General features: G+C 36.4%; 24 protein-coding genes. 13 read left to right on the forward strand and 11 right to left on the reverse strand.

What is annotated here, in order from left to right:
• Positions 1-645 (forward strand): PAQR family membrane homeostasis protein TrhA (trhA, locus tag ACTF48_RS07390; protein ID WP_438962515.1); only part of this gene is annotated, 645 nt, incomplete at its 5' end.
• On the opposite strand, the gene ACTF48_RS07395 is transcribed toward trhA, so the two are convergent.
• Together ACTF48_RS07395 and ACTF48_RS07400 are read right to left on the reverse strand one after the other, a co-directional pair.
• Positions 642-1,310, reverse strand: coding sequence for a ZIP family metal transporter (locus ACTF48_RS07395; protein WP_438962516.1), 669 nt, complete (start codon positions 1,308-1,310; stop codon positions 642-644). The genes trhA and ACTF48_RS07395 overlap by 4 nt on opposite strands.
• Before the next feature lie 92 nt (positions 1,311-1,402).
• The gene (locus ACTF48_RS07400) at positions 1,403-2,203 is read right to left on the reverse strand and encodes a class I SAM-dependent methyltransferase (RefSeq protein ID WP_438962517.1); all 801 of its coding nucleotides are present in this window, start codon (positions 2,201-2,203) and stop codon (positions 1,403-1,405) included.
• 44 nt (positions 2,204-2,247) lie between these two features.
• On the opposite strand from ACTF48_RS07400, the gene ACTF48_RS07405 reads away from it, so the two are divergent.
• Positions 2,248-3,405 carry a THUMP domain-containing class I SAM-dependent RNA methyltransferase gene (locus tag ACTF48_RS07405; protein ID WP_438962518.1) on the forward strand — a complete coding sequence of 386 codons (1,158 nt, stop codon included), beginning with the start codon at positions 2,248-2,250 and terminating at the stop codon, positions 3,403-3,405.
• A gap of 293 nt (positions 3,406-3,698) precedes the next feature.
• Here ACTF48_RS07405 and ACTF48_RS07410 read toward each other — a convergent pair whose 3' ends face one another.
• Positions 3,699-8,525 carry a choice-of-anchor L domain-containing protein gene (locus ACTF48_RS07410; protein WP_438962519.1) on the reverse strand — a complete coding sequence of 1,609 codons (4,827 nt, stop codon included), beginning with the start codon at positions 8,523-8,525 and terminating at the stop codon, positions 3,699-3,701.
• Positions 8,526-8,780: 255 nt separating this feature from the next.
• On the opposite strand from ACTF48_RS07410, the gene ACTF48_RS07415 reads away from it, so the two are divergent.
• From ACTF48_RS07415 to ACTF48_RS07430, 4 genes are all read left to right on the forward strand, one after another.
• Positions 8,781-8,957 carry a CAL67264 family membrane protein gene (locus ACTF48_RS07415; RefSeq protein ID WP_438962549.1) on the forward strand — a complete coding sequence of 59 codons (177 nt, stop codon included), beginning with the start codon at positions 8,781-8,783 and terminating at the stop codon, positions 8,955-8,957.
• The gene (locus tag ACTF48_RS07420) at positions 8,958-9,371 is read left to right on the forward strand and encodes a hypothetical protein (protein WP_438962520.1); all 414 of its coding nucleotides are present in this window, start codon (positions 8,958-8,960) and stop codon (positions 9,369-9,371) included.
• Entirely contained in the window at positions 9,368-11,059 is a 1,692-nt protein-coding gene (gene ettA / locus ACTF48_RS07425) for an energy-dependent translational throttle protein EttA (protein WP_438962521.1), read from the forward strand. Before ACTF48_RS07420 ends, ettA begins: the two co-directional genes overlap by 4 nt.
• A gap of 279 nt (positions 11,060-11,338) precedes the next feature.
• Positions 11,339-11,707 carry a hypothetical protein gene (locus ACTF48_RS07430; RefSeq protein WP_438962522.1) on the forward strand — a complete coding sequence of 123 codons (369 nt, stop codon included), beginning with the start codon at positions 11,339-11,341 and terminating at the stop codon, positions 11,705-11,707.
• Here ACTF48_RS07430 and ACTF48_RS07435 read toward each other — a convergent pair.
• Together ACTF48_RS07435 and ACTF48_RS07440 are read right to left on the reverse strand one after the other, a co-directional pair.
• Positions 11,704-12,507 carry a zinc-dependent peptidase gene (locus tag ACTF48_RS07435; protein WP_438962523.1) on the reverse strand — a complete coding sequence of 268 codons (804 nt, stop codon included), beginning with the start codon at positions 12,505-12,507 and terminating at the stop codon, positions 11,704-11,706. The genes ACTF48_RS07430 and ACTF48_RS07435 overlap by 4 nt on opposite strands.
• Positions 12,508-12,550: 43 nt before the next feature.
• Positions 12,551-13,270 (reverse strand): Bax inhibitor-1/YccA family protein, encoded by a 720-nt coding sequence (locus ACTF48_RS07440; protein ID WP_438962524.1) that lies wholly within the window; start codon positions 13,268-13,270, stop codon positions 12,551-12,553.
• 122 nt (positions 13,271-13,392) lie between these two features.
• On the opposite strand from ACTF48_RS07440, the gene ACTF48_RS07445 reads away from it, so the two are divergent.
• From ACTF48_RS07445 to ACTF48_RS07460, 4 genes are all read left to right on the forward strand, one after another.
• Complete coding sequence (locus ACTF48_RS07445; protein ID WP_438962525.1) at positions 13,393-13,944, forward strand: RNA polymerase sigma factor; 552 nt, start codon at positions 13,393-13,395, stop codon at positions 13,942-13,944.
• A gap of 157 nt (positions 13,945-14,101) precedes the next feature.
• A complete protein-coding gene (locus tag ACTF48_RS07450; RefSeq protein WP_438962526.1) occupies positions 14,102-14,605 on the forward strand; it encodes a hypothetical protein in 504 nt (167 codons plus the stop codon).
• Positions 14,602-15,075, forward strand: a complete 474-nt coding sequence (locus ACTF48_RS07455; protein WP_438962527.1) for a hypothetical protein — start codon at positions 14,602-14,604, stop codon at positions 15,073-15,075. The genes ACTF48_RS07450 and ACTF48_RS07455 overlap by 4 nt, the downstream gene beginning before the upstream one ends.
• A 142-nt stretch (positions 15,076-15,217) precedes the next feature.
• Positions 15,218-15,553, forward strand: a complete 336-nt coding sequence (locus tag ACTF48_RS07460) for a hypothetical protein (protein WP_438962528.1) — start codon at positions 15,218-15,220, stop codon at positions 15,551-15,553.
• Here the strand turns inward: ACTF48_RS07460 and ACTF48_RS07465 are convergent.
• From ACTF48_RS07465 to alaS, 3 genes are all read right to left on the reverse strand, one after another.
• Entirely contained in the window at positions 15,550-16,164 is a 615-nt protein-coding gene (locus tag ACTF48_RS07465; protein ID WP_438962529.1) for a DUF4230 domain-containing protein, read from the reverse strand. The genes ACTF48_RS07460 and ACTF48_RS07465 overlap by 4 nt on opposite strands.
• A complete protein-coding gene (locus ACTF48_RS07470) occupies positions 16,161-17,078 on the reverse strand; it encodes a GSCFA domain-containing protein (protein ID WP_438962530.1) in 918 nt (305 codons plus the stop codon). The genes ACTF48_RS07465 and ACTF48_RS07470 overlap by 4 nt, the downstream gene beginning before the upstream one ends.
• Before the next feature lie 462 nt (positions 17,079-17,540).
• Positions 17,541-20,165 carry an alanine--tRNA ligase gene (gene alaS, locus ACTF48_RS07475; protein ID WP_438962531.1) on the reverse strand — a complete coding sequence of 875 codons (2,625 nt, stop codon included), beginning with the start codon at positions 20,163-20,165 and terminating at the stop codon, positions 17,541-17,543.
• A 156-nt stretch (positions 20,166-20,321) separates the two neighbouring features.
• On the opposite strand from alaS, the gene ACTF48_RS07480 reads away from it, so the two are divergent.
• Positions 20,322-21,302, forward strand: a complete 981-nt coding sequence (locus ACTF48_RS07480; RefSeq protein ID WP_438962532.1) for a M23 family metallopeptidase — start codon at positions 20,322-20,324, stop codon at positions 21,300-21,302.
• Complete coding sequence (locus tag ACTF48_RS07485) at positions 21,302-21,628, forward strand: MerR family transcriptional regulator (protein WP_438962533.1); 327 nt, start codon at positions 21,302-21,304, stop codon at positions 21,626-21,628. Before ACTF48_RS07480 ends, ACTF48_RS07485 begins: the two co-directional genes overlap by 1 nt.
• Positions 21,629-21,697: 69 nt before the next feature.
• On the opposite strand, the gene ACTF48_RS07490 is transcribed toward ACTF48_RS07485, so the two are convergent.
• The 3 genes from ACTF48_RS07490 to ACTF48_RS07500 form a co-directional block, all read right to left on the reverse strand.
• Complete coding sequence (locus ACTF48_RS07490; protein ID WP_438962534.1) at positions 21,698-22,072, reverse strand: DUF4870 domain-containing protein; 375 nt, start codon at positions 22,070-22,072, stop codon at positions 21,698-21,700.
• 72 nt (positions 22,073-22,144) lie between these two features.
• Positions 22,145-22,501 carry a hypothetical protein gene (locus ACTF48_RS07495; RefSeq protein ID WP_438962535.1) on the reverse strand — a complete coding sequence of 119 codons (357 nt, stop codon included), beginning with the start codon at positions 22,499-22,501 and terminating at the stop codon, positions 22,145-22,147.
• Positions 22,502-22,648: 147 nt separating this feature from the next.
• On the reverse strand, positions 22,649-22,873 hold the full coding sequence (locus ACTF48_RS07500; protein ID WP_438962536.1) for a hypothetical protein: 225 nt from the start codon (positions 22,871-22,873) through the stop codon (positions 22,649-22,651).
• A 173-nt stretch (positions 22,874-23,046) separates the two neighbouring features.
• Here ACTF48_RS07500 and ACTF48_RS07505 point away from each other — a divergent pair, with 173 nt between their 5' ends.
• The gene (locus tag ACTF48_RS07505) at positions 23,047-23,604 is read left to right on the forward strand and encodes a lysostaphin resistance A-like protein (protein ID WP_438962537.1); all 558 of its coding nucleotides are present in this window, start codon (positions 23,047-23,049) and stop codon (positions 23,602-23,604) included.
• The last annotated feature ends 7 nt before the right edge of the window (positions 23,605-23,611 follow it).

Raw genomic sequence — 23,611 nt, forward strand, 5'->3', positions numbered from 1 at the left:
ACCAATCACTGCATGGCTAAAGCGCAATCACCACTAGAGGAAAAGTGGAATGTCATTACGCATGGATTTGGTTTTATTCTTGCGGTTATAGGTGCATCATATTTGTATCAAATAAGCGCTACTACTCAAAAAGAGTATGTAGGTATCTCCATAGCCGTTTATGCCTTTTCTCAAATCTTCCTCTATTGTGCTTCTACCTATTATCATTGGGTTGCCGTAGGATCTAGAAAGGACCTATTGCGCAAGCTAGATCACATCGCCATATACATTTCCATTGCTGGAACTTACACACCTATGTGTTTGCTCATGTTACCCGATAGTAATGGTTGGAATATTCTTTATGCCGTATGGGGAATTGCCGTATTTGGAATTATCTGGAAATTGTTTTTTACAGGAAAGTACGAAGCCTTTTCATCTTTGTTATACCTCGCTATGGGATGGTTGATCGTTTTAGATATAGAGAGCGTGCAAACCTTGTTCAGTGATATTATGATTTTTTGGCTCGCCGCTGGTGGCGTGTTCTTTACCGTAGGAATTATTTTTTATGCTTGGAACAAATTGTACTTCAATCATGTGATCTGGCATCTATTTGTATTAGGCGGCAGTATCAGTCATTATTTGATGGTGGTTGAGGTGGTTGTCTAAACCAAAAACCCCAAAACAGCACCCATCAACATCACCATAACCTTAGCAAGGTTAAATTTATGTGCTTCACTGGACTCTAGAATGAGTGTGGTAGAGACATGAAGTACCACACCGGCAACTATAGCTTTAATAGGTGTCATGTAGGTTTCAAAAAACGCGAGCTCACCAGCCAGTAAACTACCTAGCGGAGACATAGCTGCAAAAAACATTAAAATCAATACAGATTTCCATTTTGCAATATCATTATTCCATAAAAAACTGGCAAAAATAAAAGCTATAGGAATTTTATGAATAGCGATACCATACACCATGCCGCCATGCTCCTGTAATGGCATACCTTCTAGAAAGGCATGCAAGCACAAACTGCCAAAAAGTAAATAAGGAAATTCCTTTACTTCTTTATGAACATGTAAATGACCATGTTCAGCACCTTTTGAGAAAAATTCTAAAATAATTTGAATAAAAACCCCAGCAATAAGATAGATGCCCATATCATGATCGCCGCTTTCATATATTTCAGGTAAAAAATGAGAAGCAACGCTGCTCAGTAAAAATGCACCAGAAAATGCGAGTAGCAATTTCATGCGTACCGCACTAGGTTTTTTAAGGAGCCATGATGCGGTTGCACCTAATAGTACCGCTATAAATGGAAGAAGTAAATTCAAGTTAGTTTATTAATAAGAGGTAAAAATAATATTTATGAACTACCTAAGCTTTGTTTTTTTAAATTATAAGTTCAAGTTCAGGTTCGATTTCACTATTTCCTTACGATCATAATCAAGCGGTCACTTCTTGCAACATCATACTCATGGAGGTGATAATCTCCATAAAGATCCACGAGTTCTAGTCCGGCTTGCTTAAAATAATCTGTAAAATCGCTTAATTCTAGCGCGCTTACTCGTTCTGTGAAATGGTAATCACGATCTTGATCAGTGAATTTTATATCCTTATAGATATGACCTTTTTCATAACGGCGCCATTGTTTAAAAGTAATTCCTTCTTCTATTTTTTCATTAAAAGGTACTAGATTTTTCACCACTTGAGGAGCATTCATAAAATCGATCACACCATAGCCACCGGTTTTTAAGTTGGCATGAATAGCTTTAATGGTGTTCACATTATTTGCCACATCATCAAAGTACCCAAAACTTGTAAAGAGATTAAAAACAGCATCAAATGTACCATCATAAGGCACAGTCATGTTATGAACTTTAAAGTTAATGCGGCTGGCGTCTAGCGGCAGTAAAGTAGTGTCATTCTCAATGGTAGATGTGGAAGTAGTGTTGTTTTTTAATTGCGCTTTCGCGAAAGCGATACTAGAAGGACTTAAGTCCACACCAGTAACCTTATAGCCTAAACGGTTGAGGTACATGCTGTGCCTGCCACGACCACAGGCTAAATCCATGATGTGTGAGCTAGTGGAAAGCTCGAGGCGCTGTGTGAGGCGGCGCATAAATGCTCCAGCTTCTTGATAATCTCTATCGCGATAAAGAATATGATAATATGGTGTGTCAAACCAGCTTGCGTACCAGTGATCTGTTTGTGATGTAGTGCTCATAGACCGCAAAAATAGCTTAATTTTGTGCCTTAAATCTGTGAAGAATGTCCCAAAATTTTAAGATGATTGCCAAAACTCTTTTTGGCCTAGAAGAAGTCCTTGAAAAAGAGCTGCGCCAGTTAGGAGCTATGCATATCAAGCCTGGTGTGCGCATGGTGAGTTTTGAAGGTGATCTAGGGTTTATGTATAAGGCAAACATGATGTTGCGCACGGCTATTAGAATTCTAGTGCCCATACATTCTTTCAGAGCGCGTAATGAGGTAGATCTTTATGATGGTATTTATCAAATGGACTGGTCGCAATACCTCACCGCACACGATACACTTGCGGTTCACGGTACGGTAGCGTCTCAATATTTTAATCACAGCCAGTATGTGGCCTTGAAAACTAAAGATGCGATCGTAGATCAAATACGCAATAACACAGGTCGCCGACCAGATGTAGATAAACGCCATCCAGACCTGCGAGTGTCTGTACACATTAATGATCAAACGGTAGATGTTTCTATAGATTCTAGTGGTGAGCCACTTTTTAAACGTGGTTACCGTCAGGGAACTAACATAGCACCTATTAATGAAGTGCTTGCCGCAGGATTAATTTTACTGAGCGACTGGGATCAACGATCACAGTTCATAGATCCTATGTGCGGTAGTGGTACCATAGCGATAGAAGCAGCCATGATTGCGGCAAATATTGCTCCTAATCTGAACAGACCAGAATTTGGTTTTGAGAAGTGGCCTAATTATGATAATGCTCTTTTTGAAGCCATTCAAGAAAGCTGTTTAAAGAAAATGCGTGAGTTTGAAGGTCCCATCATAGCCCGCGATGCCGACGGCTATACGCTAGAAAAGGCAAAGGAAAATATTCAAAACGCAAATCTTCAAGAGTTTATAAAAATAGAGAAAGGCGATTTCTTTAGAGATCATCAAAGCGCTCAGGCATTTTTAATGTTTAATCCGCCGTATGATGAACGTATTGCAATCGATACTCAAGAGTTTTATAAATCCATAGGTGATACCTTAAAACAACGTTATTCTGGTTCTACTGCATGGATCATTACAGGTAATCTTGAGGCACTTAAATACGTAGGATTGAGACCATCACGCAAGATTAAAATGTTTAATGGTAAACTAGAGGCTAAGTTTGTGAAGTATGAAATGTATCGCGGTACTAAGAAGTTGCATAAGCTTGCTGGTGATTAGTGCTCAGTCTTTAATACCAATTTACATTCCTAATGTCGCATATAATTCGTTTCTTTTTTGCCTATATTTCAAAATAAAATGAAACCGTAGCTTAGGCTATGCTTTAATTTTCTTTATCATCTAGTCAAAAAATAATTCAAATTAAGAATACGGCATTAGAAACATAAATTGGTATAAGTCCACAGTCCACAGTTTGTATGAAAATGTAAGAGCATTGAGGCATTCGACGCAGCGTGCGTAATAATTTTAAACCTAAACCTAAACTTAGATTTAGACTTAAACTTAAACCTACCTTACCTTTTCAAACTAAAATGACCTCTTACATTAAAATCACCTCTGGAGTCTTTTATTTCTAGTAAGAACCAGTAGTCTGAAGATGGCATGGGGTTTCCATTATAAGTTCCATCCCAACCTTGTGAATCTTTACCAAATGTTTTGAGTAGTTTTCCATGGCGATCAAAAATGTAAAAAACAGCCTCATCATAAGTCTCTATATCATCTACCTGCCAGAAATCATTAAAGTTATCTGAGTTAGGAGTGAAAAATCTAGGATAATCAATAATTAAAACGCGTTGTGGTGGAGTAGGGTCACAGCCATTTATATCTATCACAACCACATCGTGATAACCTTTTGTTACGTCAAGGAATACATTGCTACGTTGTGGTTCACCATTATCGAGTACATAAAGATAATCTCCATCTCCACTTACTTCAACAGTGATAGAATTAGGGTTACCAAAGTCAACTTTAAGCACAAAGTCGATCATGGCACTGCTGGATTGTGTTACTAAAAAGCGCGTAGCAGGTGAGGAGCATCCTTGTGCACTGGTGATCACCACCTCATAGTTTCCTGGAGTGGTAATGTCAATTGAAGAAGTCGTTTCTCCAGTAGACCATAAATAGGTTTCTCCTGCTGCTCCAGTATCGGCATCGGCAGTGATGAAGTTGTCACAAATTACATAGTTAGCGGCAGTAGGTGAAACAGGTAACTCATTAATGATGATATTAAACTGTCCTATACTGGTGCAACCTAAAATAGTTTCAGTGACTACTGTAAAAATCTCTGTGCCATTTACAGCAGTTATATTTCCTGTAATCTCGTTAGTTCTATTCTCAGCATCTTGTTGAGAAAAGAAATATTGAACTGTATGATCTACTGGGTTTAAGGAGCCCAAAGCCGCACTGTCATTTGTAAATACATCCACTATTAAAAGACCGTCATAGTTATCATCACAAAGCTCTAGATCATAACTTCCTGCAGCTGGTAAAATAGGATTAGGCTGAATTATTAGATTAAAATCTGTTACAAAGAAACAACCCGTCGTAGTATTTTCTATACGGGTAAAAATAGTTGTCGTGTTTGCGGTATAATTATATGGAGTGGTTAATGGGTTTATTGCTGCGGCAGCATCGGCGACATTATCGTAGTATGTAACCGTATTATTTGCTGGCAACGGATCGATAAAACTTGGTGTCACCTCATTTAAATCAACTTCCATGGAAGGATTATCACAAAATCTAAATGTTGTTACTGGAGTAAAAACAGGTGGTAATTCAACATCGAGACTCAATGGTGCAATAGCATAGCAGCCTGAAACGGTATTGAATAATCTCATGTATACCGTTTGTGGATTTGATATATTTGTAAAGTTCGTTTTATCAGGAATAGGGTTTACTCCAGCTTCAGCTTCAGTAAAATCAGTATACCATGTTATGATAGAGTTGAACGGTCGGGTTCCTACAATCTCGCTTTCGCGAAAGCTTAAATCAAATGTAGTTATTCCATCAAAATCATCATCACATTCAATAGATGGGTTAACCACACTTACTAGCGGTGCATCTGCCACATTAAGTTCAATATCTTCTAATTCATAACATAATACGTCGTTTTCTATTCTGGCGACAATAGTTTGTGGGTTTGAAGTATTTGTGAAAGTGGTCGCTATAGGGTTGATATTAGCATCGGCATCTGAGGTGTTGAGGAAAAAAGAAATAGTTAAGTTGTTAGATACTCCATTTGAAATTTCATTTTCAATAGGTAGCAGATCAAAGGTGTATGTACCATCATTATTATCATCACAAACCGTAATATCACTTGGGTTATTATAAGTAGGTAATTGATTCACTTCTATGGTAAAAGAGCTTGTGTCATAGCAAGAAGAGTCTGTAATATTTTCTACACGCACGTGTATGGTTTGTGGTGTTGAGGTATTTGCAAAACCGCTGTTCTTATCTATAGGATTTAAATTTGCTATGGCATCACTTGCGTTAAGAAAATAAGATACGACTTTGCCAGTCTGTCCATTTAAGATTTCAGCATCTTTAGTGTTAAAAAGAAATAACTCTGTATTATCACCATCTGATTCACATAGATTAAAGACTGAAATCGAAGGGAAAATCGGTAAGGTGTTTACTATTATTTCTTGTTCAACTATAGTAGGGCAGCCGTTTAGATCATCGATTACCCTAACAAAAACAGATTCTGTTTGCGCATTATATGCTGTCACGTTTGTTATAGCATTACTTCCAGAATTAGCATCTATAGCACTGTTATAATAACTAATTGTGCGGTTTGCATCTATTGTGATTTCATTTTCTTTACTGGTGAGATCTATTAAGAAAAATCCATCTTGGTCATCATCACAAATGACAAAAGGAGATGGGTCAGTGGCTACTGGTGCTGGTAAAATAGTGATTTGTAACGGGTGTATATCAGAGCAACCATTCAGATTTGTTAATGATGCAAAAATAGTAAATGGGCTGGCGCTATTTGTAAATGAAGAAATCGCTGCGATATCATCTTCTGCGTCTTGTTGAGTTAAGTAGTATCTTACTGGAAATGCAGATGGAAATACACCTCTTACGGCAGCGTCAAATTCAGATAAATTAATGGTGGTAATTAAATCTTGATCTTCATCGCAGTAGGTCTGATTAGGAACTGGATCAGATTCAAAATATGGAAATACTTCTATTTCGATTTCAGCAAACTCTACACAGGTAGGACTTATCACTCTTATCCATAAAGTTTGCGGGTTTGAAGTGTTCAAATAGCCTACCGTTTTATCCAGGCGATTCAGGTCTGCTTGCTGGTCTGCCATGGTATCATAGAACTCTACAGTAACCATTTGTAGCCCATTAACAATACTCGCTTCCATGACCATAAGGTCAAATGCCTCTATTCCATCGCTTGAAGCATCATCGCAAAATGAAAAATCTTGAATATTAGTAGCTTCTAGTAGGTAATTAGAGTATAACCTAATCGTTCCTGTGCTGGCACAACCTGTATTATTATCTACCACTCTGATATATACATTTTGTATTCTGATTGTGGTGTTGTTAAATGCTGAAGGGTTAAGGATAGGATTCATTCCTGTATCTGCATCTATGGCGCTTAGATGGTACGTCACGGTGAAATTAGAGAGTCCTGTTGTGAACTCAGACGCTACACTGGTAATGTCAAAGGTCGCAAAACCATCACCATCTGCGTCGCAAGCATCTATTAGTTCAAGACTAGAACTTAATACTGGTGGATTAGTAATGTTTACAGTAACTTCACTGGTTCCAAAACAACCAGTCGCAGGGTCAGTAATTCTAGCAATAATAACATCTGGATTTGCAACTGTCGTGTATGGAGAAACCAATGGATTTAGGTTTGCAGTAGCGTCAGTATTATTTGAGTGATAAGAGATGCTATTTCCAGTACTTGAAGTTACCTGACTGTTTAGCGTGTTAAGGTCTAACTCTCCAGCTCCACTGGTTCCTGTAGCACATAAAGTGAAGTTAAAATCTATCGCATCTGGTATAGGGTTTACGACAAGGTCAAAAGGCGCAATTCCTTGACATCCAGAATCTAAGTTGTTAATTCTTATAAAAACGGTTTGTGGATTTACAGTATTTGTAAAAGAAGCAGCGATAGGATTTGTTTCATTTTGCGCGTCAGTTATATTTTCATAAAAGTTAAAGTTGTAGTTTGCTGAAGGTAGGTTGTTTACAATTTCGTTACCGCGAGTATTGAGATCAAACGTTTCAAACCCATCATTACTCATATCATCACATAGGACTAAGTCCGTGAGGACTAAGTTAATCTGATTAGGGTCTATTGTAACCAGTACATCATCAGTAATCACACAATTAGGTCCAGTGCTAGGAATAGTCACTTCTACCGTGTAAGTTCCAGTAGAATCTACAAAAAGGGTGCTAGAAGTTTCTCCTGTAATAGGTGAACCATTATTAAACCATTCATAAGTAGCTAGTGGGTTTCCCACGTCAGCATCAAGACTAGCATCGGTACATACCACAAGGTCTGGTCCTAAATCAACCTCAGCCAGTAAACTACCACTTTCTATAAAAACAGCGGTATCATAGCGGAAATCAAACTGATCTGCTACTACCATTTTTAGATGGTATGACTGGTTAGGAATTACTGCTGCCGTGGCCGTAAATGGAACTGTTCTTCCTTCATAATTTGTATCTCCTACTTGAATCCCACCAAAAAAGGCAATATTCTCCTCGGGACACTGTCCCACAACCTCGGGATGCACTGTATCTATTCCTACAGGTGTGCTTGTTCCTGGGATAACTGCCATATTTTGATAAGGTGCAGTGCTTCCTGTAGGTCTTATAAGAAGTGCAAAACCGTCTGCTACATTACATGGAAAATCGAGTTGGTATTCTTCACTCGCCATGAGGTAGTTGAAACTAATCACATCAGTAACACTCACTAGGTCAAATTCTATGACCGTAGCATTTAACGTGTTTGTTATCCCTAGAGCATTTTCTAAATCTATATCGCCAGTCCAGGAGGAATTACCTTCATTAAGATCTGGAGCGATTACGTTATTTCCTGCTGATAGTGCGTTACCAGTAGTTAAAAAGAAACCATTATTAAAAGGGAAATTAGAACTAGCCTGAGTAAAGCTACCAAAACTTCCTAACCCAATAACGCTACCATTAGCGGGTGAAGTAACGTTAGAAATTTGCACACAGTCATTATCCAGTGATTGTCTCACCAGCTGGTCTGCTGTTGCAGTGGTAGAGGTAGTGATAAGTTGAGCTTGAGTACTGAAACTTATTACTAGCGCAGTTAACCATAACAAATAATGTATTTGTTTTCTCTTCATAACATAAATTATTACAAAACATTATATTTTTTGTAGGGTTTTTATTTAAAATCTATGTACAGCATTGATTTTAGATAAAGTTAATATTTTTTAAGCATTTTTTAATTCATTAAATTTATTTTGTGATTTATTTATCAGTGTTTGTCGTTTAGAAATTACTCGTTGAAATGGTTCTTGTTCTATTCTATTTGAATAGGTTCTCGTTTATAAAATGTTCCTTCTTATCTTTGACACCTTAAAAGACTAAATATGGCAATGAATAAAAATGGTGTATTAGGTTGGGCTACGCTTATAATGATAATTATAGGTCTAGGCTTAATTGCGCTCGGAGCTTTTAGGTATAATGAAGTGGCTGGTTATGGATTTGCGTCTGTAGGAGTAGGGTTTTTTGCTATTGCTTGGGTTTTTAACGCATTGAAAGGCCGTGTTTAAGTGAAAGAAGAAATCCAGTTTGAAGACCTCACAACACTTAAAAACGTTCTTCCCACGGCGCTAGGTAGTGTTTTATGTTTCGTTTTTGGAGTTTTAATTGTTGTAAATGAGGTTCAACTCTACTATGTTATCCCGGCTTTTATAGGGATCATGCTGTTGGGTATTCCTCAAATAAAAAACATTAGAAAGCGCAACACTATTAAATTTACAAACACCGGTCTAACTGCAAAATTATTAGGTCATAAAACTTTTGGGTTTCAATTTAAAGACTTAGAACAATACTCTTTTACTGAAAAAGGATTAAATTTTAAAGTACAGGGAATGGATGAAGTTACGCTTTCGCGAAAGCGTTTTCAACAAAAATCTCTAGAACAATTACATACATTAATACGACAAAAAACAGCGCAATTATGAGCGATGATAAACAAGTGATTTTTTCCATGTCAGGTCTTTCAAAGACCTATCAAAGTACTGGAAAACAAGTTCTTAAAAATATTCACCTGAGTTTTTTCTATGGTGCAAAAATAGGGATCCTAGGACTCAACGGTTCTGGTAAATCTACCTTAATGAAGATTATTGCCGGGATCGAGAAAAACTATCAAGGTGATATTCATTTTTTACCTGGTTATAATGTAGGTTACCTAGAACAAGAACCAGAACTAGATGAGACTAAAACGGTCATGGAAATAGTGCGAGAAGGTGTGGCTGAAACGGTTGCCATACTTGATGAGTATAATAAAATTAACGATGATTTTGGCCTAGAAGAAGTCTATTCTGATGCTGATAAGATGGAAAAACTCATGAACCGTCAGGCAGAATTACAGGATAAAATAGATGCTACTAATGCTTGGGAACTAGATACCAAACTAGAAATAGCGATGGATGCCTTGCGCACTCCACCTGGAGATGCTAGTATTAAGAACCTATCTGGTGGAGAAAAACGTCGTGTAGCACTATGCCGTTTATTATTGCAGCAACCAGAGATTTTATTACTCGATGAGCCCACTAACCACCTTGATGCAGAATCTGTATTATGGTTAGAACAGCACCTTGCGCAGTATAAAGGAACCGTAATCGCAGTAACACACGATAGGTATTTCTTAGATAATGTGGCTGGATGGATTCTAGAACTGGATCGTGGAGAAGGAATTCCATGGAAAGGAAATTACTCGAGCTGGTTAGAACAAAAAGGAGATCGACTTAGAAAAGAAGAAAAGACCGAATCCAAAAGACAAAAAACGCTACAGCGCGAGCTAGACTGGGTACGTCAAGGAGCTAAAGGTCGCCAGACTAAACAAAAAGCGCGTTTGAATAACTATGATAAGTTATTAAACGAAGATCAAAAACAAAAAGAAGAAAAACTAGAAATTTACATTCCTAACGGTCCACGTCTAGGAACTAATGTGATTGAAGCGAGTGGTGTGAGTAAAGCCTTTGGCGATAAGCTGCTTTATGAGGACTTGAACTTTGTACTACCACAAAACGGTATCGTAGGGATCATAGGTCCTAACGGAGCTGGTAAAACCACCATTTTTAAAATGATCATGGGGCAAGAGCAACCTGATAAAGGTTCTTTTACTGTAGGAGAAACGGTAAAACTAGCTTATGTAGATCAAACTCATAGCGATATAGATCCCGATAAATCCATCTGGGAAAACTTTTCTGATGGTCAGGACATGATTATGATGGCTGGTAAAATGGTGAATTCAAGAGCCTACTTAAGTAGATTTAACTTTTCAGGTTCTGAGCAAAATAAAAAGGTATCTACACTTTCTGGTGGTGAGCGCAACCGCTTGCACCTGGCCATGACGCTTAAAGAAGAAGGAAACGTTCTGTTGCTCGATGAGCCTACAAACGACCTAGATGTAAACACATTAAGAGCACTTGAAGAAGGACTTGATAACTTTGCAGGTTGTGCAGTAATTATCTCTCACGACAGGTGGTTCTTAGATAGAGTCTGTACACACATCATAGCCTTTGAAGGAGATTCTCAAATTTATTCTTTTGCAGGTAGTTTTACAGAGTATGAAGAAAATAAACGCAAGCGATTAGGTGATGTCACTCCTAAAAGAATACGCTACAAGAAACTGATCAGAGACTAGTTCATAGTCTTCAGTCTTTTAGTATAGAGTCCGCAGTTCTTTTTTTTGAATTGCGGATTTTTTTTGTTTCTTATTTAGAAACCTTTCGTTAGGGTTAGGGAAAAGGTTTCGTTTTTATTTTCTTTTAAAATCGTTATCTAAAACACCCATCCCAGCCTTCCCTCAAGGGAAGGAGTTATTTTTCTAATTTAAAATTATCTTTTTGAATGGTATTTGTTAGATTGTATGGAGCTAGATAAAATATTTTTACTAGTTTGTACATTAATTAAATTTCTGTTTATGATTCCTAGCACGGCCGACCTAAAAACTCAAATAGAATACTACGCAAAAGAAATTAGTGATGGAACAATGGATTTCAGTACTGTGCGTAATAAGCTAAAAACTCAAATGATGGATGTAGATGATGTGAATCACATTATGAAGCGTGTGGATAAAAGAGCCATGAGGCTAACAGAATTAAAAGGTATTCATCAATCAGGTAAGGTTAAAATTTGGATTGGGATAGTGTTATTGTTTTTTGGTTGCGTTTTGCCTTTTATTTATAACGTGGTTACTCTTAACAAATACATAGTTGCAGTTTATACTTTTCCATTTGTATTAGGACTTTATTTGATTTGGAATGGTCGTAATGATTTGGCGAGGTATTAAGAATCAAAAACCCACTCATCTCTAAACAACAGCGCCGTCTTAAAATACTCAAACAGTACTGGAAAACCAGATTTAAAATCTGCTGGAGATTCAAAAAAGTATTCTGTTAATACAGACAGGAATTCATACTCATTTGTAAAGGCATATTCCCTGAAGTATTTAGTGTGATCGAGTTTTTCTCTTACCTCAGGTTGCATGATGTGGCGCAAGATCTTCTGTTCATATTTATGAAATCGAGCCGAATCTACATCAGTACTATGCTTGCTTTCAAAATGCATGACGTGCATGAACTCGTGTAGTCCTAGATGTAAATTGTCATCATCTACGGCCAGACCTCTTAAAAAATCTTCCCAAGAAAGTGCAAGTACCTTTGCACTGGGATTGTACTCACCTTTATGCATCGTCTCATTAGTAGGGCTTTGAAAGGCTTGTTCAAAAAACAAGATCGTATTCACCTTGCTATACAAGTAATTAGCACGACCGAAGCTGAGCTGAATAGCCACAGCAGCTGGATAAACGATTTGAGCATCAATCACAGTACTTTCATATCTTTGCTTGAAATCTTTATCTTTTATAAAAGCAGCCATGCGGTGCTCAAATTGTCGTTGATATTTTTTAGAAAGCTTTTGATAAAAGGGAAATGTTTCTAGAATACGTTTTTGAGCTTGAGGTAATTTACGATAAGTAAATAGTTGTCTATTCCACACAAAATCATTTTTAAGCTGTAGTTTGCGCAAAATGAGATGCGCAAAAAACAATACAAAACCTATTCCTACTGCTGCAAAAGCATAAGGAGCCATCCATTGTGTATCTGGATTTAAAACGAGTATGTAAGGTGAGAATCTAATCTCTAGAAAAAATACTTAGTAAGTACCAGAACAGTAACATTAATGAGGCAAACAGTCCTAGTGATGCACCTACATGCTGGTCAGTACTATATTTATGAACGAGGTTTGAGGTTTGATATAAAATAGATCCCGAAGCAAGAATCACCATTCCGCCGCTAAATACAAGACCTAAATTAAACCCAAAAAGACTTCCAGCAATAATTAAACCTAGGGCTATAAAACCACCAATCATAATAATGTTGCGCAAAAAGCTAAAGTCTTTCTTTGTAAATAACACAATAGCACTCAGACCTGTAAATAAAGCTAGTGTCATAACAGCCGCTTGATTGATTACTGGATTAGAAAATAGATCTATGCTGCCACCAGAGTAAGCGATAGAGATCCATATTAAAGGTAAGAAGATAAAAGCTTCGGCCACGACAAATAGGATCAGCGCTAGATATTGTTGCGTTCTATCATGTGATTTATGAGCAAGACTTTCAGCATAGTTAGTTGCCAGCATAAAACCTCCTAACATAAGGAGCCAGCGCCAGTCTTGAGTCATGGATAGAGCAAACTCTACAAGCGGTTCAATTCTTAAGAAAATAACCTCTACAATAATAAATAAGGCAACCGCAAGTGCTACGTGAGCATAAGTGCGTTTATAAAAAGCCACACGAGTAGCATCATCTACGGCGATAAGTGGTTGATAGGTAGTAGTGTTATTTTGTTCCATGATTTATAAAATATATAATAGTGAATATAAATAATTTCCCATGTGTTAACGTGAAAAGGATGATAAAATTTTATGCCTTAAAATTAAACCTTACCTTTCATTCATAGTCTTATTGATAGATTATGATTATAAATAAAGACCAGGAAATTCTTAAACTCATCCAGCTGCCTCAAACTAGAGAGGCTGGCTATCGCTTGTTGCTGCAGGTGTTTCAACAGCAGTTGTACTGGCAAATAAGAAAACTGGTCATCAATCATGATGACGCTCATGATGTGTTACAAAACGTATTTGTAAAAGTATTTAAAGGGATTCATAACTTTAAAGGAGATAGTAAACTATCCTCATGGTTATACCGCATCGCTTATAATGAGAGCATGACTTTTTTAAATAAAAAGGCAAGGCAAATCCAAATAAATGATGATGACTTACAATCTTACCTCGTAGAGCAACTCCAAGCCGATGTTTATTTTACAGGTGATGAAATCCAGCTGGCACTGCAAAAGGCGCTGGCTCAATTACCTAAAAGACAATCTGAGATTTTTAAAATGCGTTATTATGATGAGGTTAAATTTAAAGATATAGCTGAGTTGTTAGAGCTGAGTGAAGGAGCCGTAAAATCCAGTTACCACATTGCAGCAAAGAAAATTGAACTATTTTTAAAACGTGATGAGTAGTGACGTGATTATGGAAGATCAGTTGCTTAAATAGTGCATCTCAGCTTTTTTAATTTCGCTTTCGCGAAAGCGTAATCAAAAAGAAACGTTACCAAAACATAAATAATTAAAAACCCTATTAAACCTTTTAAGAATTTAAGAGTCTTAAAAACAGAAGATGAAAAAAGAGCAACATCATAATAAGGAGTTAGGCTTTCAAGTGCCCCAAGACTTTTTCAATAATTTTGAAGAAGAAATGATCACGCAATGGAAACTAGAAGAAAAGTTAGGTAAAGATGCCGGTTTTCAAGTGCCTGATGGTTATTTTGAATCACTGGAACAACAATTACTTCCTGTAACAGAAACTAAAGTTGTAAAACTCCATAACGGAGTGCATTATAAATCTATTCTGTATCCTGTACTTGCTATTGCAGCCGTCCTGGCAGTAATCCTTAGTTTGAACTCAGGAAAAGAAACGCTAGAAATGGCCAGTCTAGAAACTGAAGAAATTGAAGTTTATCTCACTGATGAGGCTTCACTTTATGATGACGCTACCGTAGAAATTTTATTTGCAGGTAATGATATACTGGATAACATCCATCTTACAGAAAGTATAGAGACAGATGAGCTTTATAACTATTTACAGGAAGAACTAGAACTCAACGAAATTATAACAGAATGAAAAAATACATCCTATTACTAGTAATTTTTATCAGTGCGCTGGGAATAGCCCAGCCTCCACATGGTGACAGAGATAAGGAACGCCGCATGAATAAAGAAAAGATTCACGCTCTTGCGGTAGCTTACATTACAGAACAACTAGAATTAACACCAGATGAAGCCACTAAATTCTGGCCAGTTTTTAATGAACTTAGAGAGAAACGCCAGCAGCTAGAGCGTAATAAAAAAAGCTTGATACGTGAAATGGAATCAAAATTTGAATCACTTACTGATACAGATGCGACCTTGTACATTAAAAAAATAACCGATTTAGAAAATCAAATTCATGAATCTACTTATGAAAAGAATAGTGGAGATATCATAAAAATCATAGGTGCAAAAAGATTCTTGAAACTCATGAAGGCCGAAATGGATTTCCGCAGGAAAATGCTTAGAGAATATAAGAACCGCAAGGGCAGAGGTAGACCTTAAAAAAAAAGATAGTTAGATTCTTTTTAGTTAGTGGATAGATAAAACTAATTTGTGTTTATAATGTCATTAAAATTGAAAAGGACTTTTTAAATGTTTGAAATTTTAATGGCATCTCGTAAATTTGAATCAAAATTTTATACTCATGAAAAAGCTATTTTTAATTCTTCTAGTTATTGCTGTGGCATCATGTAAACAGCAAGAAACACAAAATGATACTACAACAGACACCATAAGAAGCAGTGCGACATATAAAGAATATGTCACCGCTTATAATGATTATCAATCCTGTAAAGAAGAACGTCCTAGTATTACAAAGGCTTACATGAATAAAGAGCTTACTGCTCCAGAATTTGAAAAGGCACTAGAAAAAAACGCAAAAAGCTGTGCGCTTAAAAAACAGATTTTTGACACGAGATGGCAGCTGTTGCAAAACGAGTACGATAAACTCTCAGAGGAGTACAAGATTAACGCAAATTAATCTAAGAACTTTTCAGGACTTTCTATAGAGTTCCCGTCATAAATAACGGTCCATCCCATAGAATTACTCAAGGCAAAAATACTGGTTAACTCAGTAAGTAAACGATCATCAGCATTTTTGAGAATATCACTTTTTCTGATCTGAATTTCTATGTCTTTACTGATTTTTTCTTTCATGCTATTGAAGTCCTTTGCTTCAAAAGTGTTGAGAATTCCATTATCCAGTTCATAAAAATTTAAGTTAGGATTAATGTTTATAGATGGTTCAGGTAATTTAGGAAATAGAATTTCTTTGCGTTCACTATGGATGGTGTATTCTAGATTTTTGAGATCATAAATGACTTGCGCTTTGGCATTTGATACCACAAGAGCTTTTTTCTGGCTGGAGAAATAATCCCAACCATAAGACTTTGTGTTTTCATAGGTATAGACCTTTGCATAACTGAGCTCAGTAACTATAAGTTTACTCACACTGCGCACTTCTTTTTCTATGAGTTCACTTTGAGCGATAAGATTAGTTTGCTCAGTACGGTAACTTTTTATGTAGTCATAAACTAGAACTATGGCGAGCATCATTACAGCACCTAGCAGTAAGGTTTTAAGGTTTTTCATAAAGTAATTTGAGGATATTTTTCAATCAGAGTAGCTCCAGCCTTAGTTACTTGCTCTTTGTGCTTTATCGCATCAGTAGGTTTATGTGCGACTAGTTTTCTGTATTTTTCAACAGCTTGCATGGTAGGGGAAATACTCTTTGAGATCACGCTTTTGCGGAAGCGTTCCCAAACCAACTCAATTCCTGTTTCATTAAGATGGAGCATGTCACGACCATAGAATCTATAATCCCGCAATTCATCCATAACAATTTCATAAGCAGAGAAATAACTCACCTTACCTTGATCTACTAAAGATTGTACAGATTCAAAAAGCCGAGATTTACTACGTTGATTTTCAGTAAAACCATCCTTAAGGTGACGTACTGGTGATAGTGTGAAAATCACTTGAGCTTGCCCATTAGATTCATGAATCAACTCAATAATCTTATGTAGATCAGTAGTAATTTTATCGATAGATAGCAGTTTCTTTTCAAATAATGCCTGTGGTTGTTGATGACAGTTTGCAACGATCATTTTTTGCTCTAAATGTTCATAAACCCAAGCTGTTCCTAGCGTGATAAAAATATGAGAAGCGTTTTTAACTTGTCTTACCAGTAATTCTCCTGCGTTATTTAGGTTCTTTAAAACATCTTCTTCTGTAGATCCATTTAAATCTGAATGTGCGAGATAGGAAAAGTGAGTCGTCACATCTTCCATACTAAAAAGTTGACCGCTTAAAGACCGCTCTAGTAATACCATCATGCTATGCGGATTGAAAATAATACCAAACGGATTTACACATGTCTTAAATCCATAATAGCTCATCTTATAACCTATGTTTTCTGTAAAACAACTGCCTAGAAATACCAAGGAGCTGTTATAGTTTATCCCTGGTTTTAAGGGCTGTAAGGGAATAGGTGTGGTGAGTTGCATGATAGGATATCAATTAATGTGATCAAAGGTACATGAATGATTCTTACTAGAAAATAACACTGAAAATAATCATCTATTCCTTTGGTGTTAAATGATAAATAGGTAAAGTAGTTTCTGACTTATTATAAAGTCGTGTAGCATAATTTATGATCTACTAATGGTTTTATACCAATTTATGTTCCTAATGTCGCATATAATTCGTTTCTTTTTCGCCTATATTTCAAAATAAAATGAAGCCGTAGCTTAGGCTATGATTTAATTTTCTTTATCATCTAGTCAAAAAATAATTCAAATTAAGAATACGGCATTAGAAACATAAATCAGTATTAAAGAACTCATTATATAAATTGATAACCTGCTAAATAACCACTGGTGTAGCGATTATTGTAACCAGTAGTGCTATGCGAGATTTTCGTCTATGAACAATTTCAGTTTTGTGTATGTGCTGTTTAGCAGCTTGAATTACGAGATTAATTTTCCCGCTGCCTCAAGAGCCGCTGCAATACCATCAGGATTTTTTCCTCCAGCAGTTGCAAAATGGGCTTGGCCACCACCACCACCTTGAATGTGTTTTCCTAGTGCACGCACCATGTTACCAGCGTTCAAGTCTTTCTCATCGACTAGATTTTTAGAAATCATAACGGTAAGTGTTGCTTTTTCTCCATCGCTTACTCCTATAATGAGAAATAAATTTTCCATCTCTCGTTCTATTTCAAAAGCCAGTTCTTTTACTGACTTAGCATCTAGATCAGTTTGAGTAGCGATAAAGTTCACACCATTTATTTCTTGAGCACTAGCGATTAAATCACCTTTAAGGTTTCCGGCTTTGGCCTTTAAAAGTTGTTCGATTTCTTTTTTAAGACTTGTATTTTCATCTTGCAGTTGTGCGATAGCCTCTGCTGGTTTTTTAGTGTTGGATTTTAAGATGCTCTTTATTTCATCAAACTGCTTAGATTGATCTGCAAAGAAATCTTTAACGGCATCACTAGAAATAGCCTCTATGCGGCGTATTCCGGCTGCAACTGCTCCTTCATTCATGATTTTAAAGTGCCACACATTGGCTGTGTTTGCGACGTGTGTTCCACCGCAAAGTTCATAGCTTTCACCAAATTTAATGGTGCGCACTACATCTCCATATTTCTCGCCAAAAAGTGCCATGGCTCCATCTTTTACCGCTGCGTCATAAGTATTAGACCTGTTTTCTTCTAGTGGTAATTGTTCTCTAATTCTAGCATTCACAAAGTTTTCAACTTCTTGTAATTGCTCTGTAGTTACCTTAGCAAAATGAGAAAAGTCAAAACGTAAACTCGCACTACGTACCATAGAGCCTTTTTGCTCCACGTGATCACCTAAGATTTTACGCAGTCCTTGATGCAATAGGTGCGTGGCTGTATGGTTAGAGCTTGTTCTATGACGCTGGTTTTTATCTACTACAGCTTTAAAGGTGTCTTCTAAGTTTTTAGGTAGGTTTTTAGTTAAGTGAACCGTTTGTCCATTTTCCTTTTTAGTATCGATAATATAAACTGTATCGCCACTAGCGCTTTCTAGATATCCTTTATCACCAGTTTGTCCACCGCTTTCGCCATAAAATGGTGTCATGTTGAAAACTAGCTGGTATAAGTCGCCATCTTTTTTAGTTGTGACTTTACGGTAACTAGAGATGCGCACATGAGCATCAAGTTTATCATAACCTATGAATTCTTGTACATCATCACTACGCAACTCGATCCAGTCGCTGGTTGTAGTTTCACTAGCAGCACGAGAACGCTGTTTTTGAGCAGCCATGGCTTTATTAAATCCGGCCTCATCCAGTTCCATCCCTTTTTCTCGCAGGATTAATGCGGTTAAATCTATAGGGAATCCATAAGTGTCATACAGTTCAAAAGCTTTATTACCATCTATGATATTTTTAGAGGTGCTTTTTGCCCCTATAATCATAGAGTCGAGGAGAACCAGACCTTGATCCAGAGCACGTAAAAATGATTGCTCTTCTTCTTTAATCACGTTAATAATTAAATTCTTTTGTGATTTTAATTCTGGAAAAGCATCACCCATTTGTTTTGCTAGTGTATTTACCAGCATGTAAATAAACGGTTCTTTTTTATTCAAATAAGTAAACCCATAACGTATCGCACGGCGCAGTATTCTACGGATCACGTATCCAGCTCCATTGTTAGAAGGCAGTTGCCCATCGGCTATAGAAAATGATACGGCACGCAGGTGATCTGCGATCACTCGTATGGCAATATCTTCTTGTTCTGTTTTTCCATAAGCGTGACCTGTAATGGTTTCTATCTCACGGATCAGCGGTTGAAAAACGTCAGTATCATAATTAGAACGTACACCTTGCATGACCATCGCTAGACGTTCAAATCCCATTCCAGTATCTACATGTTTTGCTGGGAGATTTTTCAAAGAACCGTTTGCCATGCGGTTGTATTGCATGAACACAAGGTTCCATATTTCTACCACTTGTGGATGGTCTTCGTTTATTAATGATGCGCCATCTACAGCAGCTTTTTCTTCGGGAGTTCTTATGTCTACATGAATTTCAGAACATGGGCCACAAGGACCTTGATCTCCCATTTCCCAGAAATTATCTTTTTTATTTCCATTCAGGATACGGTCTTCTGAGATCCATTCTTTCCAGTAGTCATAAGCTTCGGTATCGCGTTCTAGGTTTTCACTAGCATCACCTTCAAAAATGGTGACATATAAACAGTCTTTATCTATTTTATAAACTTCAGTTAATAATTCCCATGCCCAGGCGATGGCTTCTTTTTTAAAATAATCGCCAAAACTCCAGTTACCCAACATCTCAAACATGGTATGGTGGTATGTATCTACACCTACCTCTTCCAGATCGTTATGCTTACCACTTACACGCAGGCATTTTTGTGAGTCTGCGATGCGATCATGCTTAGATTCATTAATACCTAGAAAGTACTCCTTAAATGGGTTCATTCCAGCGTTTACAAACATTAAGCTAGGGTCATTTTTAATCACCATAGGCGCACTGGCTACTATCTCGTGTTGCTTGGTTTTATAAAAGTCTAGGAACTTCTGGCGTATCTGTTGTGATTTCATGTGTAGCTTTAAAAGCGGTTAATGGTAATTTGTTATTTTTGTTGAAATAGAATAATTGAGTTGTTGTGATTACGCTTTCGCGAAAGCGTATTAAAACAATCCTAATAACATTAAAATTACTCTATTTAAAGTCACAAAAATAGCACTTTATACCATATGTCAAAGGTCAAGTATTACTATGATCCAGAAACGCTTTCTTACCGAAAGGTTGAGAAACGTAAACGCAATACTTTTAAGAAATTAATTGTGTTTCTAGTGGCGAGTGCACTCTTTGGTTTTTTATTTTTTAACCTTGCATCTCAATTTTATGAATCACCACAAGAACGCAAGTTGAAGCGTGAAAATGAGTTCTTAAAACTGAGTTTAAAAGAGTCTAATGAAGATATTGAAGATTTATCTAAGGTAGTTTCATATATTGAAGAAAAGGATAATTCTATTTACCGTATCTATTTTGATGCTGCACCTATCCCAGATGAATTGCGCCAGAGCGGTTTTGGCGGTGTGAATCGCTATAAGGATTATGAAGGTTTTGATAGTTCTAAAAAGGTAATGACCTTAAAAGAGTCTGTAGATAAACTTAAAAAAAGGGTTGCCATACAGTCACAATCGCTTGATGAGATTGAAGAGCTTGCTAAAAGTAAGGAAGAGTTACTAGCTGCTATTCCAGCCATACAACCTGTGCGTAATGAAGATTTAACACGCATGGCGAGTGGTTATGGTTACCGTACAGATCCTTTTAATAAAACGAGAAAATTCCATTATGGTATGGATTTTACCGCGCCGCGTGGAACTCCAGTTTTTGCGACAGGTAATGGAATAGTAAAACGTGCTGATGCTAATAGCTCGGGTTATGGAAATCATATACGTATAGATCATGGATTCGGTTATGTGTCATTATATGCTCATTTAAGAAGGAATAGACCTTATAATGTGAGAGTAGGACAGCGCGTTAAGCGTGGTGATGTAATAGGCTATGTAGGTAGTACTGGACGTTCTCAAGCGCCACACTTACATTATGAAGTGTTTAAAGAAAACGATCGCATCAACCCGATTAATTTCTATTATGGGAACTTAACTCCAGAGGAATTTAACCTGTTACTCAAGGCGTCTCAACAAGAAAATATCTCACTAGACTAATGCATATAGATCTTCCAGAAAAATTATATTATTCCATGGGTGAGCTTACTAAGGCTTTTCAGGTAAATGCATCCTTGATTAGATTTTGGGAAAAGGAGTTTGATGTTTTACAGCCTAAAAAGAACTCTCGAGGTAATCGGAAATTCACGAAGCAAGACGTTAAAAATCTACAAACTATTTATCATTTAGTTAAAGAAAGAGGCTTTACACTAGAAGGCGCACGAGAGTACATGAAATCTCATAAAAATGAGTTGAGTCAACTGGAAATTATCAAAAAACTAGAGCATGTTAAGGCTGAGTTATTGAAGATTAAGGAGCAACTTTAATTTTAGTCCACAGTACTCAGTCTTTAGTTTTTGAGTTTTTATTGTTTGTTAACTGTTAATGTTTTTAGTTTATCGTATGAAAGGAATCGATAATGGGTATCTATAAAACCTTCCTTCACTTGCTCTCACAGCACCTATTATAGGAAAGATTATTGAAATAATAATCAAAGCAAATAAGAGAACGTACCCTATTAAAAAACAGGTAAGTATAAATGAGACTATAAAGTAAATAAAAGAGCTTATTATCCAGTTTGTGATCTCTTTACCGTGCTGGTCTATGACTTCACTTTGATCTTTATTAGTAAGCCACATGATCAGTGGCATAGCTATTCCTGCAAAGGGGAAAATAAAACTGGCAAATACAGATAGATGCATGAGCATGCAAAACTGCCTTACTTCCATTCCCCATGGTTTAAAGCCATAATTGTTATGTGGTGGTTGCATGTTCATGTAGTAATTTGAATTATGGTTTATTTCACAAAGAACCGAAAATTTATATAAAGTTGACTTCTTTTTTTAAACATCATTTATCGTGAACATGACTATGATAAAACTTATGAGTATCGATAGACTAGTTACTAACCGGTTTGTGTTGTTATTTATTTTAAAAACTTGTTTCATTCCTTCTTTAAGTAGGAACCATAGTACGATAGCGCTCAGTACACCTGAGACTACTGGTGTTAAAGATGTAACTATAAAATCACTATCAAAAAAATATAACGCATAAAACACATTTGTAAAAAGACTTCTTAAAAAGGAAAAAACCATTAAAATCCACCCAGCCATTTTTCTTTTATAGAATAAAATAGCAGCAACCGGTAGCAAAAACATGAGGAGTAAAGGTTCTATAACATACCAATTAAAATAGTTCATGCTTGAAAAGTATTTCCAAGAAAAGTAATTATTGAAATGTGCAGAAACGGAAATAAGAAGGGCTAGTACTGATAGTACAATGATTTGAGTGTGTAGTCCAGTCCGTTCTTTTTGAACAGGAGAATTAACCTTTATTAAATTGCCAAACTAGTCTTTAACTTTTTCTGTTTTTTGTGATTTAGAGGCTTTTTTATGATGTTTTTGTAAAAGCTGTTCTTTAATAAGGGTTACTTCCTCACTACTCAGGTGGCGTGATTTTATTTCTTCACCAGCAGCTTCTACAGCAAGTGGATCATATTTATGAGACTCTTCTAGAATAGTAAAGAGCTCTCGATCTGATAGGTTTTTGTAGATTTTTGAGAATGGATTCATTTTATTTTGAAATATAGGCTAAAAAGAAACGAATTATATGCGACATTAGGAATGTAAATTGTAATTACCTATCCTTTTTTATTAAACCTTACCATAAATGGGGTTTATTATTTATAGGAGCCATTTGTAACTAAAATTAATTTTCTTACACTTATGATTGAAACAATCTACAAATGGTACATGATATTCTAGAATACTTTAAAAAACCAGATGGCGGGAATGGACCTAATGTCTTTAACTCACAAAAGCTAAAACTCTTCTGGACCAGTTTCTGGATGATTATGGTATGTAACATGGGACTATCTGTTCTTATTTATGCCACAGAAGCGCTGGGCTGGATAGACACAGATAATCACGCCGTTATGGAAATGGTAAAGGATCAGTCAGTATTTGTGATCCTTATGGCGACTGTGATTGTGGCGCCTTTATTTGAGGAATTAATATTTAGGGCTCCTATTACTTTATTTAGTAATATGGATCGAGCAGGTTTTAGATGGATCTTTTATTTTTTTGCGTTTTGTTTTGGTGCCATTCATATTACTAATTATGAAATTAATTTGAACACAGTTTTATTACTACCCATAATTACAGGACCTCAAATAGTTGCAGGAATGTTTCTAGGATTGATTCGTGTTAAGGTGGGATTGTTATACTCCATGTTGTTTCATGCACTTTATAATGGTGTACTTATGATTCCATCTATTATTTACCTAAAGTATTTTGAAATGTAGGTAATTG

Source organism: Nonlabens sp., from assembly GCF_965660805.1.
In the GTDB taxonomy this organism is placed as follows: domain Bacteria; phylum Bacteroidota; class Bacteroidia; order Flavobacteriales; family Flavobacteriaceae; genus Nonlabens.

Excerpts from the sequence above, each read along its gene's own strand:
- ACTF48_RS07400 (WP_438962517.1), bottom strand. The coding sequence starts at position 2,203 with ATGAGCACTACATCACAAACAGATCACTGGTACGCAAGCTGGTTTGAC.
- ACTF48_RS07405 (WP_438962518.1), top strand. The coding sequence starts at position 2,248 with ATGTCCCAAAATTTTAAGATGATTGCCAAAACTCTTTTTGGCCTAGAA.
- ACTF48_RS07410 (WP_438962519.1), bottom strand. The coding sequence starts at position 8,525 with ATGAAGAGAAAACAAATACATTATTTGTTATGGTTAACTGCGCTAGTA.
- ACTF48_RS07415 (WP_438962549.1), top strand. The coding sequence starts at position 8,781 with ATGAATAAAAATGGTGTATTAGGTTGGGCTACGCTTATAATGATAATT.
- ettA (WP_438962521.1), top strand. The coding sequence starts at position 9,368 with ATGAGCGATGATAAACAAGTGATTTTTTCCATGTCAGGTCTTTCAAAG.
- ACTF48_RS07430 (WP_438962522.1), top strand. The coding sequence starts at position 11,339 with ATGATTCCTAGCACGGCCGACCTAAAAACTCAAATAGAATACTACGCA.
- ACTF48_RS07435 (WP_438962523.1), bottom strand. The coding sequence starts at position 12,507 with ATGGCTCCTTATGCTTTTGCAGCAGTAGGAATAGGTTTTGTATTGTTT.
- ACTF48_RS07440 (WP_438962524.1), bottom strand. The coding sequence starts at position 13,270 with ATGGAACAAAATAACACTACTACCTATCAACCACTTATCGCCGTAGAT.
- ACTF48_RS07445 (WP_438962525.1), top strand. The coding sequence starts at position 13,393 with ATGATTATAAATAAAGACCAGGAAATTCTTAAACTCATCCAGCTGCCT.
- ACTF48_RS07450 (WP_438962526.1), top strand. The coding sequence starts at position 14,102 with ATGAAAAAAGAGCAACATCATAATAAGGAGTTAGGCTTTCAAGTGCCC.
- ACTF48_RS07455 (WP_438962527.1), top strand. The coding sequence starts at position 14,602 with ATGAAAAAATACATCCTATTACTAGTAATTTTTATCAGTGCGCTGGGA.
- ACTF48_RS07460 (WP_438962528.1), top strand. The coding sequence starts at position 15,218 with ATGAAAAAGCTATTTTTAATTCTTCTAGTTATTGCTGTGGCATCATGT.
- ACTF48_RS07465 (WP_438962529.1), bottom strand. The coding sequence starts at position 16,164 with ATGAAAAACCTTAAAACCTTACTGCTAGGTGCTGTAATGATGCTCGCC.
- ACTF48_RS07470 (WP_438962530.1), bottom strand. The coding sequence starts at position 17,078 with ATGCAACTCACCACACCTATTCCCTTACAGCCCTTAAAACCAGGGATA.
- alaS (WP_438962531.1), bottom strand. The coding sequence starts at position 20,165 with ATGAAATCACAACAGATACGCCAGAAGTTCCTAGACTTTTATAAAACC.
- ACTF48_RS07480 (WP_438962532.1), top strand. The coding sequence starts at position 20,322 with ATGTCAAAGGTCAAGTATTACTATGATCCAGAAACGCTTTCTTACCGA.
- ACTF48_RS07485 (WP_438962533.1), top strand. The coding sequence starts at position 21,302 with ATGCATATAGATCTTCCAGAAAAATTATATTATTCCATGGGTGAGCTT.
- ACTF48_RS07490 (WP_438962534.1), bottom strand. The coding sequence starts at position 22,072 with ATGCAACCACCACATAACAATTATGGCTTTAAACCATGGGGAATGGAA.
- ACTF48_RS07495 (WP_438962535.1), bottom strand. The coding sequence starts at position 22,501 with ATGAACTATTTTAATTGGTATGTTATAGAACCTTTACTCCTCATGTTT.
- ACTF48_RS07500 (WP_438962536.1), bottom strand. The coding sequence starts at position 22,873 with ATGAATCCATTCTCAAAAATCTACAAAAACCTATCAGATCGAGAGCTC.
- ACTF48_RS07505 (WP_438962537.1), top strand. The coding sequence starts at position 23,047 with ATGGTACATGATATTCTAGAATACTTTAAAAAACCAGATGGCGGGAAT.